Below are 17,773 nucleotides of genomic sequence, written 5' to 3'. Positions count from 1 at the left end.
TGGGAGCAGTAGCCGTATTCTTTTCTCAGGTTACGTCTGAAAGCAATCATTTACTTCGGATTTTCCGCTTATGGCGGAACAGCTGGCTTGTCAGTCCGGTTTGCTAGGGATTTCCCAATTCTGCTTCACTCCAGCTACCGGACGCAGGCTCCTGAAAAACCCGCACCACCCTTACCATGGAAGTTGCTGATTAGGACCAGGATAGCGATCAGGACCGTATGGCGGTACGGCGATAGACCTGAGGATATTAGCCTGGCAGGGACCGAAGAAATTTCCACAATGGCCTATCCTGGACAACCGTCTGCGGTAGCCGACTCCTGAACGACCTGCTTGGGATGTGAAAAGGAATTGCCAACTTTGAAGAACTTTTATAGATCTATTCTCGAATGAAACACCTTTTCCTTGGAATCACTTGCCTGTATGTACTAAGTTCCTGCGGCAAGGATCAGGACAATGCTCCGCCTATTACGCTCGATCAGGACCAGCTTGAATTACACTACGATCAGACATACCAGTTTAAATTGAAGCAGGGGACGGGCGAGTTGAAAGCCAGTCAATATCGCTGGACCTCAAGCAATGAGTACGTAGGAACCGTATACGATGGCGATTTTAAAGCCGAGCAAATTGGCGAAACGACCATTACGGCAAGCTCGAAGGATGGGAAAAAGCAATGGACCAGCAAGGTGACCGTGGTTCCGTACAGCACGCTTTATCGCGAACCCATAACGGATTTTAACCTGACCCCAGAACAGGTTAAGAGTAAAGAGACCCGCGAATTACGCGAGCAATCCGCCACTGTAACGACTTTTAAGGGCGAAAACAGTAAAACCTGGGCGATCCGGTACAACTTCACGGCGGGCAAACTCAGCTCAGCCAGCGTACTACTGATGGATTCGCAGGACATCGCCAACGAAGGCAGCCGCTTCCTCGATGAGCGGTATAAGTACGTAGGAGAGTCCAACGGAGCCAGCGTGTTTACTGACGAAAAAACAGTGACCATCCGCTATCAGTACACCAATGATTACGGCCTGATGGTGCAGTACAGTCCCTATGTCAAGGGTGGCCGTTTACCCGGCAGTAGCATCAGTGAAAAATAGACTACGAAAAGAAGGCTTCTGGCAGGCCTTCTTTTTTTATGTTGACAGATAGGGCGGCAGGCAAAAACTTATTATTTGGATTCTCGCTACCTATTTCCGTACTTACCTCATATCCAGCAAAAATCTGCTTTCATGAAACACCTTTTCTTAATCGTAAGCCTGCTTTGGGTTTTTACGTCCTGCTCTAAAAAAGATGAAGCTCCGGCCGTTTCGATCGACCAGCCGCAACTACAAATCCACTTCGATGAAGAACATCAGTTTGTATTAACGCAGGGAAATAATACGCTCACGGCCAGTCAGTACCAATGGACTTCCAGCAACGAAACCGTAGGTACGGTAGATGCAAACGGTACTTTCACGGGGAATCGCATTGGCGAAACCACCGTTACTGGGGTGTCCGCCGATGGTAAAAATCGCGTGGAAAGTAAGGTAACGGTGATTCCCTATGTAGCTTCATTCGTGAAAGAACCAGCATTGGATTTCGGTAATAGTAAAGCTACGGTGAAAGCTAAGGAAACCCGAACGTTGGTACAGGAAACGGACAACACCTTAGAATATCAGGGAGAGAATGCAAAGTTAAGAGGGGTTGGGTATCAGTTTGAAAACGCTGCCTTGATTAATTCGATTCTATTCTTGACTGTTACTAACCAAGTCGCTCAGGAAGCCGTTACTTATTATTATGAGCGGTATGATGTTGAAGAAGGTGAAAATGAGCTGTACGTAGCCATTTCAGATAAAGTAGTCATGGGTCTATTAGTGGACGATTCTGCGGGTTTAGTAGCCGTATACGTTCCATTTGATTTTGCAAGCGGTGGCCGCGTAGCTGCGAAAGATTTGAAGCAGTTGTTTAAAGGTAAATACAAGGCCGGCAAAAACGCTTCGCTTTCGTTGAAGCAGGCTCTTTCGGCCTTACGTCTTCAACACAAATAGGAATTTTTCTAGTACTACAAAAAAGCCCGCTTCAGCTTGAAGCGGGCTTTTTTGTGGGTTAACCAGCGGTTTAAAAAAACGAAGGTTAGTTTTTACTACCCGAAATCCAGATATTCCCCGTTCCGTACGTGGTCGGTTTATCGCTGGCTTCGATCACCAGTTTGCCCCCTCCGCTCAGTTCCTCGTGCGTAAGCCAGAGTCGCTGTAGATCTTTGCCGTTCAGGGTCACCCGCTGGATGTATCGCCGTTGATTGGAAAAATTAGGTACGCTGATCTCCAGATTTTTCGTGGGAAGCCGAATCGTAATTTTCCTGAATAAAGGAACGTTCAGGTAATAGATGGGTTCGCCCACCAGCGGCTGCTGAATGCCCAGAGCCGTCAGTACAAACCAGCCCGACATGGCTCCGGCATCGTCATCCATCGTGCGTACCAGGGCTTTGGGTTCGTTCTTGTAAATGCGGTCGATGTGGGCTCCAATCCCGCGACTGTTATCATTAAAGTAATACTGCACGACCATATCAACGGCCAGTTGCTGCACGAGCTGCTGGTACTTCCAGGGTTTGTCACTGGCGTAGTACAGCGTCGGCGACTGCAAATCGGGTTCGTTGGCCCGGTTGAAATACTGATTATCAAAAAAGTCGTCGAGTTGCTCCGTAAAGGCCTTCCGGCCGCCCGCCAACTGCACCAGACCCGTAACATCAAAGGGTACCGACCAGCGGTACTGCCGGATGGTACCCTGGTACATACTGCGAGCCGACATGCGGTCCACGTCGGACTTACTCAGGTCTTTGAATTCCTTCTCCCACAAGGAGCGATACCCCTGGGATTTACGCAGGAAATGCTCGGACAGGGGTTTCTCGTGCAGGCCCTCGAAGAGTTTTCCCATCGTCCACAGATCGTAGGACGCTTCCAGGAATTTATCCGGCTTGCTAAAATCAAAACGGGCCGTATCCGCCAGCAGGGCCTGCCGGATAGCGGGTACATCCAGCGTATACCCTTTCCGGACGGCATCCAGCAGGACCACCGCCGCGTGCTCGGTACGCACGGAGTTGGCGGGTTCGGTCGGCCCCGCAAAATCGTATTTGCCGTAGCGGTAGAGGTTGGCAATGGAATGCGTAATGTCCTGATACAGGCCGGGATACAGCAGAGCCAGCAGGGGTAGCTGCGTTTTGTAGTTATCCCAGATGGCCCAACCGTGGTACCGGGGGCTGGTGGCTTCGTGAATTTTTCCATCCGTTCCCCGAAAACGGCCATCGGCTTCCGAAATCCGGAAGGGCGACTGCATGGTTCGGTATAGTAACGAGTAGAAAAGCGAGGTGCGATCCTTAGGGCCTTCCACCTGAACGGTACCCAGCAGGTCGTTCCAGGCGGCAGTAGATTGCTGGAAAAGGGACGCGTACGTCTGCGTAGCTCCCTGCTGGAGGCGTTGTTCGGCGGAGGCCTGATCGACCGCCGAAAAGGCCATCCGTACCGGAACCTGACGCGTCGCGGGCGACAAATGGGCGATCAGGATGTGGTTGGATTCCTCCGTCCAGGTAGCGGCAGTACCAAGGTCCAGGGCGTAATAGATCGTATACGTACCCGCATGACAGGTTGTTTTGGCCTGAATCCATCCCGACACCCGGGATCCGTTCAGAGTATGCTGTTCGCCGACGAAGGCCCGGTTAAAGGTATGCTCCAGATCGAGCCGAAAGCCTTTAGCACCTTCGGGAAAGGTGTATTCGGACTGGCCCTCATTCTGTAGAACGGTCGCTTTCATACGTATGCCGTTCGTAAACGAGATGGCGTACTGACCGGGTTGGGCGGCATCAGAAGCCTTGCGGAGGGGCTTGCCATCGTCCTGCGTACCCAGAAATGGTTTCAGTAACAGCAGTCCACCGCTGCCCTGACAGCCCACGCCTTCAAAGCGATTGTGCGTAAAACCGAGTACGTCCTTCGCCAGATACTCGTAGCCCGTGTGCGTACCCGGCAATGTAAGCGGGAGAATACTCAGCTGACTAAAGGGAGAGGTCGCCGCCGGGGATAGCTGTCCATGATCGCCGGAAGACCCCAGAAACACATTCACCTGATTACTTTGGGCAAAAGCCACCGCGTGCCACACGGAGCACCACACCAACAGGAAACACTTCAGGCTGAGCCTGTAATACTTCATTCGAAAAGGAAAAAGAGACATACGTACGCGAAAAAATGCTGATCAATGGTATAAGATCCTGGTCAGGCAGAAGCGTATTGATTAGGTAAGTGAAGAAGGACTATATTGGTCCAATTTCCGTTTTTACTACGTGCAACGTAGTTTGAGGGTGTAAAAAACGGGATTGGGGGTCGTTTTACAAAACTTTTGGTGTGACGAAAGTATGAAGATTGAAAAACAAAAAAGCCCGCTTCAGCTGAAGCAGGCTTTGAGTGGTCGCGTAGGGATTCGAACCCCAAACCTTCTGATCCGTAGTCAGATGCTCTATCCAATTGAGCTACGCAACCGTCCTTTGATCGTTTGATACTGGGTATCTTTCCGATCGGGAATGCAAAAGTAGTGACTTCAAGAGGCTTTGTCAAGCTTTCCCCGCAGCCTTTTTTTAAATAATTTACTTTTTGCTGAGTTTCAGGGCGTTGGTGTAATGGTCAATAATACGTTTGCTCCGCAGGTACCGACCTACGTTGAACGCATCGTAATTCGTCGCCGTCGGGTCCACGCTACTGACCATGACGTAATTCGAAGCGTGAATGAACTGGTTTTCGCCCAGCCACATCGCCACGTGTACCACCTTCTCCGTACCGTCCTCGTTGTGTTTCCCAAAGAAGAGCAAATCACCGGGCCGTAACTTCGCCCAGTCTTTCTCCGCATCGACCAGCATTCCAGCGTGTACCTGCTGGGAAGCGTCCCGGGGGAGTTGCACGCCATTCAGAAAATAGACCGTCTTCGTAAAACCACTGCAATCGACGCCTTTAAACGACGTACCACCCCAGAGGTAGGGTAGTCCCATGAGTTTTTTGGACGTATTCACCAGCGAAATTTCCGAAATCCGTACCGAAGCCAGCCAGTCGGCGTAAAAACGGGCGTCCGTCTTTTTGATGTACGCTTTTCGGCCATCCGGGTACGCTACTTCATAAAAGGAACCTTTCTCGCCTTGGTACGCCAGCAAATCGCCGGCGACAATATCCGATACCGTCTGGCTGTCCGTATTTGGCTCACTGTACGTAAAACCGTAGGGCGTCAGGTACAAAAGCTTGCGGGTCTTCTCCCAGGCTTCGGCCTCGGCTTTTGTAACCAGCTGGATGGAGCCATGATCGACCCAGGAAATGTACTGGTCGGGCGTCTGGACGCGGTACCAGCCATTTTCCTGTTCGTAGACGTTCAATGGCGTACCCAGCAGGGCCTGCGTCGCCAGTTCGGCGGCGTGTTTGGGTGCGGAACGAATGTTACACACCGAAACGCGAACGATGGCCTGCGTTTTCTCACCCAGTTCAGCGGAGGGCAGTACCTGAATGTCGTCCTGTACCGAAATACCCGCGGCTTTCAGTTCAGCGAGCAGGGCCTGATGGGCTTCCGGACTGCTGGTCTTACCCCTTACGTGCCCGTCTTCGGTTGCTTCTACCTGAAAAATGACGGTTCGTTTATCGGGGGCATACTGCTGCTGGACTTTGGTAATAATCTCGTTCATCGGGGTATGCTGAGCCATCGCGGACCATGCGGTCAGGCAAAGACCCAGGGTTAGGATTTTCTTCATCAGTTCAAAAAAGATAAGAAGGACGGCATCGCTTACGCAAGGCTAACGATGTTAAGCTTCCGTCTGTTCACTCACTACACTGGTCCTGACTTCGTACGCTCGACAGGCCGCCGCCATACGGCTAATATCCGAAGGCTCGTGCAGGGGCGTAATGACCAGCCGCGTAATGGCAGGATCATTGGGGCCGGGATAGGGGAAACAGGCCGTTAGAATTCCCGCTTCGCGTAGATACTCGTGCAGGCCGGGCTGCGTCGTAGTAAAGGCCGGATACGCCGGAAGCCAGTGAAAAAGCCGTATCGACGCTCTCAGTTCCTCAACAAACTGATCCACCCGCTGGCTGAGCAACTGATGGGCTTCATCGTACAGCTCCAGCGATTGCGTGAACGCCCAGAGGTTGGCCGGATTTGCCGGACTGGCTCCACTAAACATCGGAAAGTGGCGGATTGCCTCCATCACCTCCACGGGCCCGGCCAGTACGCCCGCTGGCACGCTCAGGGCTTTATTCAGGGAAGCGACGTATAAGAGTCGTACGTTCGCGGGTGCGGACAATTGCGAATAAATCCCCCGGCCCTGAGAAAACACCCCTAGACCGTGCGAATCGTCGACCACGACCGTAATCCGGGCTTCGGTGGGTAAGTGATTCATCCAGTCGAAGGGAACCAGTCGGGTATGCGGGGAACCCACGGAATCAGTCACGATCACTACTTCCGGTGCCTGCGACTGCCGAATGCGTTCGGGCAGCTCAGCGAACCAGGTTTCGTACGATTCCGTAGCGGGAAGGAAATCATCCGCCCAAAGAGCCGGATGGACATTGGGTGCGTATAAAACCAGAACGCCCGGTTGCGAAAAGGTTAACCATTTCAGGATTACCTGTCCCGCCATCATACCCGACGAAACGGTCAGGGCCGCCGGAGCACCCATCCATTGAGCGAGTACGCGTTCGGCCTCCTCATAAATCGCCAGGCGAAGCGTATTGTTCCGGGAACTGCCCCAGTTGATACCCACCCGACGGATGCCTTCCAGTACCCGCTCAATAAAGACCGGATTTCGGCTCATACCCAGGTACGAAGTGCCGCTGCACCAGAGGTATTCCCGCTGGTCAAGTACGACGGTTCGTCCCGGAAGTTCGTCCGTATAAAACATAAACGTTGCGTTTCAATCCCACGAATGCTTGCTCTGAAACCGTGTTAGCGATTCAATAAGCGGGCTCCCGTACCATTTTCTTCGGCGTAAATCACTTTGCCGTACTCAATCGATACACCCGTGGACAAATCGTCGTCGACGAGCAGAATACCGTCCATATCCACGTAATCCAGCAAAGGCAACAACTGGGCAATGGCCGAGCAGCCAATGTTCGATTCGGTCATGCAACCGACCATCACTTTCAGGCCCAGTTGACGGGCGTGGGCAATCATGCGGCGGGCGGGCGTCAGGCCTCCACACTTCATCAGTTTGATGTTGATGCCGTGAAAAAAGCCGTAACAACGGGCCACGTCGGCTTCTACAATACAGCTTTCGTCGGCAATCAGCGGGAGGGCAGATTCTTCAAATACCCGTTTCATGCCTTCCCAGTTGGTGGCTTTCATGGGCTGTTCGATGAATTCAACACCCAGTTCTTTCAACGCCCGCGAATTTTGAAGGGTTTCTTCCACATCCCAGGCCGTATTGGCATCCACCCGAAATACCGCGTCCGTGTGCTTCCGTAGTTCCTGAATGATCGCAATATCTTCCTTGGTCCCCAGCTTGACTTTGTAGAGCGGAAAGGGCATTTCCTTCATCTTCTCCACCATCTTTTCCAGGGTATCCATACCGATGGTATAGTCGGTGATGGGATTATGGGAGGGGTCCAGTCCCCAGACCTCGTACAGTTTTTTGCCCGCTTTCTTCGCGTACAAATCGTTATAGGCCACATCCAGTGCACACAGGGCGAAGGGATGGTCATTACGCAAATGCGGCTCGATGAAGTCGAAAAATTCTTCGGGCGTACCACCCGCGTAGTTCTCAATGAGCGTACGTACGGCTTCCAGCTGAGCCTTCATGCCCTCGATGTAAACGCCGTAATACGTGGTTTCGGTAGCCTCGCCGTAGCCGGAAAACTCGCCGTCCTGAAGTTCAACAATGAGCGTAGGTTGCTCGTTTCGGGATTCGTGGGTAATCGTGAACGTGTGGCGGAGCCGCAACGTATGAGCGTGAAGAAGCAGTTTCAATGGAATAGAAGGATAAAAGACGAATAGAAATAAGCAGTAATTAGGCCCTAAACGTAAGCTTTGGTTTAAGGCCTTAATTGCATTAACCAAGGAACAAAATTGTGCAATTTTATTGAAAGGGCAGGTATTATTTGGTATTTACTTGATTTGTACGATGCTTTCTTTGGAAGGTACAAAAGGCATTGAAGTTGAACTTCTGAGAATCAGAATCATTCCCGTATTTTTGCGAAAATCAAACGTGTCATTCCTTCCCTCCGCCATCATTAATCATTGAACTCGTGAAAACCATCGAAAGTCCGATTCCCGTTCAAAACCGAAAAGCTGAAAAACAATTTCATTTCTGGCAGTCTGTGGTCGCCCTTTGCACGTACGCTTTGTTGCTGGTATGCCTGCTGGGGCGTCTGGGAAGCTACTTCTTTTTCTTCGAGTTGTTCAGCCACTTTTCCGTCCAGTGTCTGGCCATTGCCGGATTCCTGTTCGTTTACTGGATTCTTTTTCGGAACCGACTGTACGCGGTGGCTTTATTCAGTGTACTGCTGAATGCCTGGCTGGTACTTCCCTGGGTGACGAGTAAAACTCCGGCGGCGGAGCCAGCCGATCTGCGAATCATGCATACCAATGTACTCTTTACGAATCGGGAGTACGACGCTATCCTGGAAAGCATTCGCCGCGAAAACGCTGACCTTATACTCATTGCCGAGCTACGCCACCCTTGTTCCAGAAATTTCGGCAGGAACTGCACCGCGAGTATCCGTACGGCTATCTGGTGTATTCGAAAACGCATTGTTACGTGGCCATTGGCAGCCGAACCCCCCTGCGGGTCAACCACGCCGCGGTGACTGCCAATCGAATGCTACACGTGCATACTACCGTAAAAGGACGGGAAATTGCCCTGATTTCAGTACATCCGAAGACGCCCCTGAATCCTACCTGGTTTGAAAGCCGGAACGAACGCCTGCAATACGCCTTCGATCAGGCGGCGAAGGAATCCGTGCCGACCATTCTGGCGGGCGATTTTAACGTTAGTGTGTTCTCGCCCGTGTATCGTTCGCTGGTGGCATCTTCGGGGATGCAGGCGTCCCGCAAGGGTTTTGGCATTAGTCCAACGTATCGCAATGGCTACGGCCCCCTGATGATTCCCATCGACCACGTGCTGACCAACAAAGGCTTCCGAACGGTAGGTTTCCGTACCCTGGATATGAAGGAGTCCGATCACAAAGCCATCGTAGCGGATCTGAAATTCCAGTAAGCTCCATCCAAAAAGAAAAGCCCCAATGCAGGGGCTTTTTCCGTAATAGAGCAGATAGGAAGCGTTGAAAAACCAATATTATTGAACCGGTGTAAAGCGGGCCTGAATGAGACTGTAGTACAGCGTCGTCAGGCCTTCGTAACCGGAATCCGTACCAACAACAAGAAACAGTTCACCTTTGGCGTTGGATGTAGCCTGAAATGGTTTCGTACTGTTACGCTCAATAAGCTTGTACGTAGGCGTGCTTAGCCCCGTAGCAATGTCTCCCAGAATAATCATGTCCTTTCCTTCATTGGCCTGATTGCCTTTATCCAGATTGAAGACATACTGGGTTCCTTCGAGCTTCGTCACGGGCTCAGTACCCGTTGCTCCGGCTTTCAGATAGACCGAATGAGCGGGTGAACCGCCTACGCCTACACTGCCTTCGGCGGCATCAGAAGCCAGTTTAACGAAAAATTCCACGTTGTACTTCGTGTTGGGAGCAAAGTTGGGAAGGCGTTGGTAAATGTACATGAACATATCGTCGCTACGGTTGTACGCCGAAAGCATGAAGCCCGATTCGTTCGTGTTCAGGGGAGCGGGTAATTTTCGGGCACCCGACCGTATTTGAATGGAACTGGTGTCGGTTTCCGTAGAGTATTCGGCAAAACCGGCCTTCCAGTCCTGACTTACGCCCTGCGTAAAATCCGTCGTCATTAATAAAAAAGGAGTTGAACTCTCTTTGCTGCAACTCATGATTCCGGCGGCCAGGAACCACACGCATAGCCATTTCGTCAGTTTCATGGAATAGTCGTTAGTTAAAATAAATACGTAATCTCGCACTGATGCAGTGGCAGACGGGAAGGTCTGAAAAAGCTTTTTACGTTTGATGACCCGGTTTTAAAAGGTCGGGTTGGAAAGGGATTGAAAATATCGGGAGCAGAAAAGAAGGGTAAGTTGATTGCTAAAAGGTAACTAATTGTAGGTCAGAGCTATTTGACAACGAATAAAGTTTTTGATTTTTTTTTAAAACTTTACTCATTACTTGGCTTGAAGCCGATGCATGATTTCGTAGCAAGCCCGACTGTTGTGATACGGACATTTCCAGGCGTTGATTTTATCGGCTTTCAACGAAGGATGATGAGCAGCATCGGTTTTCTCGTACCATTCGCCGTTTTTCGTATCGAGTAAATGCGTTTTGATGAACTCCCAGCTTTTGCGGGCTTTTTCGAGAAAATGTTGCTTCCCCGACAGCTGATAGGCATTGTAATAACCCACCAGTTGCTCGCTCAGCACCCACCAGCTCCGGTCTTCGTTTTTGTGCCCGGTCTGGGGATTGTATTCGTAAGTCAGGGCCCCGTCAGGGTTGAGACCCTCGAGTGTTGCCGTCGCCATTTTTAAACTCAACTCTTTCGTCTTCGCCAGTAAGGCTTTGTCATTCAGTACTTCAGCGGTTTCGTAGAGTAGCCAGGAAGCTTCAATATCATGCCCGTAGGATACTTCCGTCGAGCGTACCTGCCAGTCTTCCGTAAAGAACAACCGCATGTGGTACGTCGTGGGGTCGATGATGTGCTGCATGAAATCATGCTCCAGCATCGAACGGACGTGTTTCTGTACGCTCGCATCGGGCCAGATCCGATACAGATTGGTAAAAGGCTCGATCAGGTGCAAATGCGTATTCATGGACTTGCGGAGTTCGCCTTTACTTAAAATGTACTCGTCCGTATTGGACCAATCCTGATGGAACGCCTCAATGAAGCCACCGTTTTTAGAATCATAAGCCCGGTCAACCAGCGTACGAAATAATTGCTGAGCGGCCGTTAAGGCCTCGGCCTGCTTCGTAGCCCGGTAGTACTCACTCAAGCCGTACAGAGCAAACCCCTGGCCGTACAACTGCTTGGTCGTGACACGTGGCGTAGCGTCGGCCTGGACCGACCAGTACACCCCGCCGTGTTTCGGGTCCAGGAAGTATTGCTGGATATACGCGAAGGCCCGGTCGGCCAAAGTACGATAGGTCGGATTTTTGGTAACCCGGTATGCATTCGAAAAAGACCAGAGAATCCGGGCGTTGAGTACAATGCTTTTATCCGCCGCCGGATCGGGTTGATTCTGAGCATCCACGCGACCATAAAACCCGCCCCGGGGATCGACGTCGTGCGTTTCCCAATACTGAAAGATTCGCCGGAACTCTTGTTGAACTTCCTGAAGCATAGCGGGTAGCGTGAGCATAGGTTTAGCGATTTTGAAGCAGTACTTTCTTTCCTGGGTCAAGCAGACGAATAGCGGGACGGTTCAGATACGAGCGGGCACTGTTTGCCTTTTCTATTTCTGACGTATAGTGTTAATTGTTCAAAAAACGCCATACCTGTAAACCTATTCCTAGCTTAATAAAAAAGGGGGTTTACCCGTAGAGCAAAATACGAATCAAATCAATCCAGGCGGAGGTTTTACCGAAACGCCAGATACGGAAATACTTCATTCGCCTGAAACTCCGAGCGATCGGCGGGTAATTCCAGAAAACCCGTACAATCCAGCAAATTCGCGAAATCGCCGGAACCCGAGCCTTTGAGCGGTAGGGCCATGAGTCGGCCATCTTCAGCAAAACTAACGGCCACGGGTACGAAGTACGTGAGATTAGGTTTAAATACGAGATTTTCCGCCAGTACGGCTTTGGCAGCAACCGCCGACTCGTGGAGGAGGTAGGGGCGAACGTACCGTAAAAAGCACACAAACGTCGATACGGGGTTTCCGGGCAGGGCAAATACCACATGCTGCGTACCCCGTGTGCCAAACCACAGCGGTTTCCCTGGTCGCTGGGCCACCTGATGAAAATGCTTCTGTACGCCCAGTTTTTCCAGCGTAGCGGGGATGAAATCTTTTTTACCCGCCGATACACCCCCCGTCAGAATCAGGATCTCAAAACGATTCAGAATATCCTGAATGTTCGTCTCCAGGGATTCTGGAAGGTCGGGTAGGTGAAACAATTGGCTCGAAAACCCGATTTGTTGCAAAGCCGCCGCCAGCTGGTAACCGCTCGACCGGCGAATCTGGTGGGGCAGGGGCGTCTGATTGACTTCCACTAATTCATCACCCGTAGAAATCAGAGCTACCTTGGGACGTTTTTCAACCAGTACCTGCGTTTTTCCCACGGAAGCCAGGATACCAATCTCGGATGATCCCAGGCGTGTACCCGTCGGAATGAGCACTTCATCCGTTACACGGTCACTGCCTTTGGTGTGAATGTTCTGTCCGGGCGTAGCCGGATTTTGCAGGGCCGCGAAGCGTTTATCTCCGTAATTGGAAAAGACAAGATCTTCGTAACGAACCACCGTATTGGTTCCTTCGGGCAATACCGCCCCGGTCATCACTTCGATAGCCGAAGCCCGGGAGACGAGGTGTTTGGCCGCCTCGCCCGCGTATTGCGTAGCTTCAATCCGGAATAAACCCTCCGGAATGGGAGCTTCCAGGTACAAGGCAATGCCATCCATGGTTACCCGGTCAAAAGGCGGGAAATCACGGTCGGCCGTAATGGCTTCCGCCAGCACGCGTCCGCCGGCTTCGTGGAGCCAGACCGATTCAGTACCCCAGTGGATCGTCTGGGAAAAAACAGTAGTAAAAGCTTCGTGTACGGAAAGCATAAGAGCAGCAGCGAACAAATGAAACTCAAAGATGGGAGAGGATGTCTATTCAATCAATGCTTCGGTCGGCGAATGCTTTGTAAATATTAATTTTCTTGGTTCTCTTTGTGGAATTGTGATCGTCGGAAAACCGCTCTGGCCCCATCTGATAAGGATAGCGTGGTGAACCGGCTCCAGTCACACATGCAAAACCAAGTTTATGAGAAAACAGTCCTTCCTAATCCCCCTGATCACTTTACTGGTTTCGGTGGTATCGCTGGCTCAGCCCAGTACCGAGCCGTATGGCCCCCAGGCCCTGACCATCCTGGATGCCCGCAAGTTTCACTGGTCGCCCGATGGAAATGCGTACTGGCAGTTTCAGAGTGGCGAGCTCGTACAGGTTGACGTAAAAACGGGTACGAAAACGACGCTCATTAAAAAAGAGCAGCTCATTCCGCAGGGAGCTACGCAACCCATTCGCGTCCTGGCGTTTGATTACCTGCCTACCCTCAAAAAAGCCGTTCTCTATACCAATGCCAAACGTGTATGGCGGTACCCGACCCGGGGCGATTATTACGTGCTTGATCTGGCCAGTAATTCCCTGAAAAAGCTCGGAGCGTCGCGACCCGAAAGCTCGCTGATGTTTGCCAAGCTTTCGCCCAACGGGACGCAGGCGGCCTACGTTTCCGGTCATAACCTGTACGTAGAAGACCTGAGTACGGGAACGGCCAAAGCCCTGACTACCGACGGTACGGATCGTTTGATCAATGGTACCTTCGATTGGGTGTACGAAGAAGAACTCGACTGCCGCGATGGCTTCCGCTGGTCGCCCGATGGCAAATACATCGCGTTCTGGACGGTGGATGCCCGTAAGATCCGGAACTTCCTGATGATCAACAATACGGATTCAACGTACTCCTTTAACGTTCCCGTTGAATACCCGAAAGCAGGCGAGAAACCGTCTCCAACGTTTGTGAAAACGGTAGAAGTGGCCACCGGAAAAATTACACCGATTCAAATTCCCGGTGAGCCGGACAACAACCTGCTGCCCCGCATGGAATGGATTCCGGGAAGTCAGGAACTGCTCATTCAGCAGTTGAACCGTCGTCAACAGGTTAGCACGCTCTACGTAGCCAATGGAACGACGGGAACGGCGAAGGCCATCAACACCGAAAAGGACGATGCCTGGGTAGACGTTCGTAGTAACTGGGCCGAAAGCGAAGTGACCAACTGGTACTGGCTGGCCGGTAACAAGGAATTCCTGTACCTGAGCGAAAAAGGGGGCTGGCGTCAATTGTACCGCGTTACGAAAGAGGGCAAGGAAACGCTCGTTTCGGCAGAACCCTACGACATTATTAAAATCTATACGGTGGATGAGAAAAACGGTTGGGTATACTTTTCCGCTTCCCCCACCAACGCCACGCAGCAGTATCTGTACCGCTTGAAGCTCAACGGTAAAGGAAAAGCTGAACGCCTGACCCCGGCCACGTACGCAGGCACGAACGACTATGAAATTTCTCCCAACGGCTTGTGGGCCCAGCACGATTTTTCCTCGGCCAATACGCAGCCGACCCAGAGCTTCATCAGTCTACCTTCGCACAAAGCCGCGGATGGCAAAAGTCTGCCGGAATTAAAACCCGGCCGGATGAAAGTCGAATTCTTCCAGGTAAAAACCGCTGAAGGAACCGTAATGGACGGCTGGATGGTGAAACCGACCAATTTTGATTCGACCAAACGGTATCCGGTAGTGTTTTATGTCTACGGCGAACCCGCTTCGGCCACGGTAACCGATCAGTTTGGCGTGGGTTACAACCGTCTGTTTCAGGGTAGTATGGCCGACAAAGGATACATCTACATTTCACTGGATAACCGGGGTACGCCCGCTCCGAAGGGTCGGGAGTGGCGGAAAGCCATTTACCGGAACAACGGCATTATCAACGCCAAAGACCAGGCTCTGGCCACGCAGGAAATCATCAAATGGCCCTTCGTCGATAAAGACCGGATCGCCATCTGGGGCTGGAGTGGGGGTGGGATGTCCACCCTGAATGCCCTGATGCAGTACCCTGACGTATATCAGACCGGTATCGCCATCGCGGCCATTTCGAACCTGCATTTGTACGACAACATTTACGAGGAACGCTACATGGGTATTCCGGCAGAAGCCGAGGCCGACTATCTGAAAGGTTCACCGATCAGTCACGTGAAAAATCTGAAGGGTAACCTGCTCTACATTCACGGTACGGGCGACGATAACGTCCATTACCAGAATGCGGAGGTACTGATCAACGAACTGATCAAGGCCGGTAAATTGTTCAGTCTGATGATTTATCCGAACCGGACGCACAGTATTTCCGAAGGTCAGGGAACGTCTCAGCATTTGTCGAAAACCTATACGGACTTTTTGCTGAAAAACTGCCCTCCGGGTGCCCGATAATCCGTAAAAAAAGTACATTTGAACGCGTATCCGGGAGCGACTCCCGGATACGCGTTTTTTTATCGACTTTTGAAAACACACTTATGAGCTTCACTCATCTTGACGAACAGGCCAATCCAACCATGGTAGACGTGGGCGATAAAGCCGTAACGCGGCGTACGGCTACGGCCCGTAGTGTGGTACGTCTGCCCGAGGCGGTACTGGCGGCCTTGCAGGATGGCGACATTCGTACCAAGAAAGGTCCCGTTTTCCATACGGCTATTATTGCCGGAACGATGGGAGCCAAAAAAACGTCAGAACTGATTCCATTCTGTCATCCCCTGGGGCTCGATTCCTGTAAATTTCAGATCGAAGTCATTGAAGATCGGGTGCAGATTGACTGTACCTGTGCCCTGGAAGCAAAAACGGGCGTAGAAATGGAAGCCCTCACCGGAGCTACCATTGCGGCTCTAACCGTGTACGACATGTGTAAGGCCCTTTCCCACGAGATCGTCATTGAGGAAACCCGTTTGCTGAAAAAAACCGGAGGTAAATCCGATTTTCAGGGAAAATAATACGCACTTATGGCTTTACTTCCCGATACCGAGGTGACGCCACCGCTCTGGGGACTGGTACTGGGCGGCGGACAAAGTACTCGTATGGGTACGGACAAAGCCTGGCTTCAGTACGGAAACCAGCCGCAGTGGAAACGAGCTTATGAATGCCTGCAACGATACTGCGAATGCGTATACGTATCCGTAAATCCGGAGCAGCAACGGCCATCCGTGGGAAATTATCAGATTGATTCCTGCCAAAAGGGCCCCATGGGCGGATTACTTACGGCCTTCGGAACCAATTCCTCCGTAGCCTGGTTGGTCTTAGCAGTGGATATGCCACTCGTTCAGCACGTTACGCTTGAATCGTTAGTTCAAAATCGTAACCCCGCAAGCCTGGCAACCGCTTTTGCCGGGGCTGATGCGTTACCGGAACCCCTGGTAACGATTTACGAACCCAGGAGTTTTTCGCTGATTCGCTTATTATTTGAAAAAAATCATTTAAGCTTGCGGAAATTTTTAACAACTTCCGACGTTACACTTCTGTGTCCCCCGCAGCCCTCAGAGTTAATTAGCGTTGATACCCCCGAAGCCTACCGGTATTGGAAAGAGCAGCTGGCGTCTTCGTCGTGCTAAGGCTTACAATCCCGTTCAGTTCGAATGGAACCGTTTCAGGAATTTTTAAATAAAGTACTTCCAGGTAATCACTGGTTCAATTTTTTTGGTTTTATTGGTACTCTGCTAGTCGGTACCTTACTGCGTCGCCCCATTGGACGATTACTCAGCCAGGTACTTTTCGCCGTCGTTCGCAAGGTCTCCCGGGAAAACGAAGTAAGTGTACAGGAGTTTGTCGCACTATTACGCCGTCCGCTGGAATACGTTTTTTTACTGGTCATGGTGTATTTTGCTTTCGACCTGATCCGTATTCCCATCCACTGGGGTTTAGCTCACAAAACCGAGTTTGGCATTCGACTCATCCTTTACCGGATTTATAAAAGTTTGCTTATCCTGGCCCTGACGTGGGCTGTGATTCGTTTCGTTAAGTTTCTGGCTGTCGTATTCAAACGAAGGGCCGAACGGACCGAAACCAGAGTAGACGATCAGTTGGTACCTTTTCTGAAGGACATTCTGATTGTGCTGGTGGTGGTAATTTCCGGATTAATCATCACAGGCAAGATTTTTAATATTGATGTTGCGACACTGATTGCAGGGTTGGGTATTGGAGGTATTGCGGTCGCTCTGGCTGCCCGCGAAACGCTCGAAAACCTGATCGCTTCCTTTACCATCTTTGCCGATGGATCCTTTGTCGTTGGCGATTCCATTCAGATTAGCCAGACGATGGGCGACGTCGAAAAAATCGGGTTTCGCAGTACACGTATACGCACGGTAGACGGAAGTATGATGACCGTTCCCAATCGCTTGATTGTTTCTCAAATGTTGGAAAACCAGAGTCAGCGGGAGTTCAGACGAGCGAAGTACACCATTCGTCTGGATTTAAAAACGTCTGCGGCGACTCTAAAGCAAGTGATTGATCAGATTCAGGACGCTATTGATGCCCATGAATTTACCAAAAGCAAGCCCGGAAGCGTTCGTTTCGATACCTTCGGCGATCAGTCATTTGACGTATTGATCATTTATCACGTAGAAACCAGCGATTTCCGGACGTTTAATCGCGTGAAGGAAGAGCTGAATTTTAAAATTATGCAGATTGTCGAAGCAAACGACGTTCGCTTTGCCAGCCCAATCAGCACCGTAAATCTTAAAAATGATTTTCAAACCCAGTCCGTCAGTGATAATTCGCTGTCCTAAAAAAGTTTACATAGAGATATTGACAAATTGCTGAAGAACATTTTACCTTTGCAATTCATTCACCCCAGCGACGCATCCCAGAAGCCGGTACCATCCTCTTCCCCGACAGTAGTAGCTTTTACCCTCCTGTGAATGAATTCTAAAGAACTCAACGCATTTATCAATTTCGCCTGACTATCCTGTTTCATTCTAT

The 17,773-nt window shown here is 51.0% G+C and carries 15 protein-coding genes and 1 tRNA gene; 8 read left to right on the top strand and 8 right to left on the bottom strand.

All coding sequences use genetic code 11. The features are described 5' to 3' along the window. Positions 1 to 386 precede the first annotated feature (386 nt). Both BWI97_RS06830 and BWI97_RS06825 read left to right on the top strand, forming a co-directional pair. On the top strand, positions 387 to 1,097 hold the full coding sequence (locus BWI97_RS06830) for an Ig-like domain-containing protein (protein ID WP_102200475.1): 711 nt from the start codon (positions 387 to 389) through the stop codon (positions 1,095 to 1,097). 132 nt (positions 1,098 to 1,229) lie between these two features. Then, positions 1,230 to 2,027 carry an Ig-like domain-containing protein gene (locus tag BWI97_RS06825; RefSeq protein ID WP_102200474.1) on the top strand — a complete coding sequence of 266 codons (798 nt, stop codon included), beginning with the start codon at positions 1,230 to 1,232 and terminating at the stop codon, positions 2,025 to 2,027. An 85-nt stretch (positions 2,028 to 2,112) separates the two neighbouring features. Here BWI97_RS06825 and BWI97_RS06820 read toward each other — a convergent pair whose 3' ends face one another. From BWI97_RS06820 to BWI97_RS06800, 5 genes are all read right to left on the bottom strand, one after another. Beyond that, entirely contained in the window at positions 2,113 to 4,200 is a 2,088-nt protein-coding gene (locus BWI97_RS06820) for a glycoside hydrolase domain-containing protein (protein WP_102200473.1), read from the bottom strand. Positions 4,201 to 4,431: 231 nt separating this feature from the next. Continuing rightward, positions 4,432 to 4,505: transfer RNA gene (locus BWI97_RS06815), tRNA-Arg, on the bottom strand. 104 nt (positions 4,506 to 4,609) lie between these two features. Beyond that, positions 4,610 to 5,752: a C40 family peptidase gene (locus tag BWI97_RS06810; protein ID WP_102200472.1), complete on the bottom strand. Its 1,143-nt coding sequence runs from the start codon at positions 5,750 to 5,752 to the stop codon at positions 4,610 to 4,612. 51 nt (positions 5,753 to 5,803) lie between these two features. Then, complete coding sequence (locus BWI97_RS06805; protein ID WP_102200471.1) at positions 5,804 to 6,895, bottom strand: aminotransferase class I/II-fold pyridoxal phosphate-dependent enzyme; 1,092 nt, start codon at positions 6,893 to 6,895, stop codon at positions 5,804 to 5,806. Positions 6,896 to 6,939: 44 nt separating this feature from the next. After that, entirely contained in the window at positions 6,940 to 7,959 is a 1,020-nt protein-coding gene (locus tag BWI97_RS06800; RefSeq protein WP_102200470.1) for a dipeptide epimerase, read from the bottom strand. Positions 7,960 to 8,237: 278 nt separating this feature from the next. On the opposite strand from BWI97_RS06800, the gene BWI97_RS06795 reads away from it, so the two are divergent. After that, on the top strand, positions 8,238 to 8,798 hold the full coding sequence (locus BWI97_RS06795; RefSeq protein ID WP_102200469.1) for a hypothetical protein: 561 nt from the start codon (positions 8,238 to 8,240) through the stop codon (positions 8,796 to 8,798). Then, on the top strand, positions 8,750 to 9,208 hold the full coding sequence (locus BWI97_RS27605) for an endonuclease/exonuclease/phosphatase family protein (RefSeq protein WP_141217561.1): 459 nt from the start codon (positions 8,750 to 8,752) through the stop codon (positions 9,206 to 9,208). Before BWI97_RS06795 ends, BWI97_RS27605 begins: the two co-directional genes overlap by 49 nt. 78 nt (positions 9,209 to 9,286) lie before the next feature. On the opposite strand, the gene BWI97_RS06785 is transcribed toward BWI97_RS27605, so the two are convergent. The 3 genes from BWI97_RS06785 to BWI97_RS06775 form a co-directional block, all read right to left on the bottom strand. Then, positions 9,287 to 9,991 carry a hypothetical protein gene (locus BWI97_RS06785; protein WP_141217562.1) on the bottom strand — a complete coding sequence of 235 codons (705 nt, stop codon included), beginning with the start codon at positions 9,989 to 9,991 and terminating at the stop codon, positions 9,287 to 9,289. A gap of 237 nt (positions 9,992 to 10,228) precedes the next feature. Next, on the bottom strand, positions 10,229 to 11,416 hold the full coding sequence (locus BWI97_RS06780; protein WP_233207771.1) for an AGE family epimerase/isomerase: 1,188 nt from the start codon (positions 11,414 to 11,416) through the stop codon (positions 10,229 to 10,231). A gap of 218 nt (positions 11,417 to 11,634) precedes the next feature. Then, complete coding sequence (locus BWI97_RS06775) at positions 11,635 to 12,825, bottom strand: molybdopterin molybdotransferase MoeA (RefSeq protein ID WP_102200467.1); 1,191 nt, start codon at positions 12,823 to 12,825, stop codon at positions 11,635 to 11,637. A gap of 199 nt (positions 12,826 to 13,024) precedes the next feature. Here BWI97_RS06775 and BWI97_RS06770 point away from each other — a divergent pair, with 199 nt between their 5' ends. The 4 genes from BWI97_RS06770 to BWI97_RS06755 all read left to right on the top strand — a co-directional run bounded on the left by BWI97_RS06770 (position 13,025) and on the right by BWI97_RS06755 (position 17,580). Then, complete coding sequence (locus tag BWI97_RS06770; protein WP_102200466.1) at positions 13,025 to 15,238, top strand: DPP IV N-terminal domain-containing protein; 2,214 nt, start codon at positions 13,025 to 13,027, stop codon at positions 15,236 to 15,238. A gap of 83 nt (positions 15,239 to 15,321) precedes the next feature. Continuing rightward, the gene (gene moaC / locus BWI97_RS06765; protein WP_102200465.1) at positions 15,322 to 15,792 is read left to right on the top strand and encodes a cyclic pyranopterin monophosphate synthase MoaC; all 471 of its coding nucleotides are present in this window, start codon (positions 15,322 to 15,324) and stop codon (positions 15,790 to 15,792) included. A gap of 9 nt (positions 15,793 to 15,801) precedes the next feature. Further along, positions 15,802 to 16,407, top strand: a complete 606-nt coding sequence (locus BWI97_RS06760) for an NTP transferase domain-containing protein (protein ID WP_102200464.1) — start codon at positions 15,802 to 15,804, stop codon at positions 16,405 to 16,407. 24 nt (positions 16,408 to 16,431) lie between these two features. Beyond that, the gene (locus BWI97_RS06755) at positions 16,432 to 17,580 is read left to right on the top strand and encodes a mechanosensitive ion channel family protein (protein ID WP_102200463.1); all 1,149 of its coding nucleotides are present in this window, start codon (positions 16,432 to 16,434) and stop codon (positions 17,578 to 17,580) included. The last annotated feature ends 193 nt before the right edge of the window (positions 17,581 to 17,773 follow it).

The organism is Siphonobacter sp. BAB-5405, from assembly GCF_002872335.1.
Taxonomy (GTDB): Bacteria; Bacteroidota; Bacteroidia; order Cytophagales; family Spirosomataceae; genus Siphonobacter.
Note: the sequence above shows the minus strand (reverse complement) of the source record. Positions and strands in the feature narration are given on the sequence as shown.

Bases quoted from the DNA above. Each gene is read 5' to 3' on its own strand.
- BWI97_RS06830 (WP_102200475.1), top strand. From the start codon at position 387: ATGAAACACCTTTTCCTTGGAATCACTTGCCTGTATGTACTAAGTTCC.
- moaC (WP_102200465.1), top strand. From the start codon at position 15,322: ATGAGCTTCACTCATCTTGACGAACAGGCCAATCCAACCATGGTAGAC.
- BWI97_RS06820 (WP_102200473.1), bottom strand. From the start codon at position 4,200: ATGTCTCTTTTTCCTTTTCGAATGAAGTATTACAGGCTCAGCCTGAAG.
- BWI97_RS06770 (WP_102200466.1), top strand. From the start codon at position 13,025: ATGAGAAAACAGTCCTTCCTAATCCCCCTGATCACTTTACTGGTTTCG.
- BWI97_RS06780 (WP_233207771.1), bottom strand. From the start codon at position 11,416: ATGCTCACGCTACCCGCTATGCTTCAGGAAGTTCAACAAGAGTTCCGG.
- BWI97_RS06785 (WP_141217562.1), bottom strand. From the start codon at position 9,991: ATGAAACTGACGAAATGGCTATGCGTGTGGTTCCTGGCCGCCGGAATC.
- BWI97_RS06825 (WP_102200474.1), top strand. From the start codon at position 1,230: ATGAAACACCTTTTCTTAATCGTAAGCCTGCTTTGGGTTTTTACGTCC.
- BWI97_RS06755 (WP_102200463.1), top strand. From the start codon at position 16,432: ATGGAACCGTTTCAGGAATTTTTAAATAAAGTACTTCCAGGTAATCAC.
- BWI97_RS06805 (WP_102200471.1), bottom strand. From the start codon at position 6,895: ATGTTTTATACGGACGAACTTCCGGGACGAACCGTCGTACTTGACCAG.
- BWI97_RS06760 (WP_102200464.1), top strand. From the start codon at position 15,802: ATGGCTTTACTTCCCGATACCGAGGTGACGCCACCGCTCTGGGGACTG.
- BWI97_RS06810 (WP_102200472.1), bottom strand. From the start codon at position 5,752: ATGAAGAAAATCCTAACCCTGGGTCTTTGCCTGACCGCATGGTCCGCG.
- BWI97_RS06775 (WP_102200467.1), bottom strand. From the start codon at position 12,825: ATGCTTTCCGTACACGAAGCTTTTACTACTGTTTTTTCCCAGACGATC.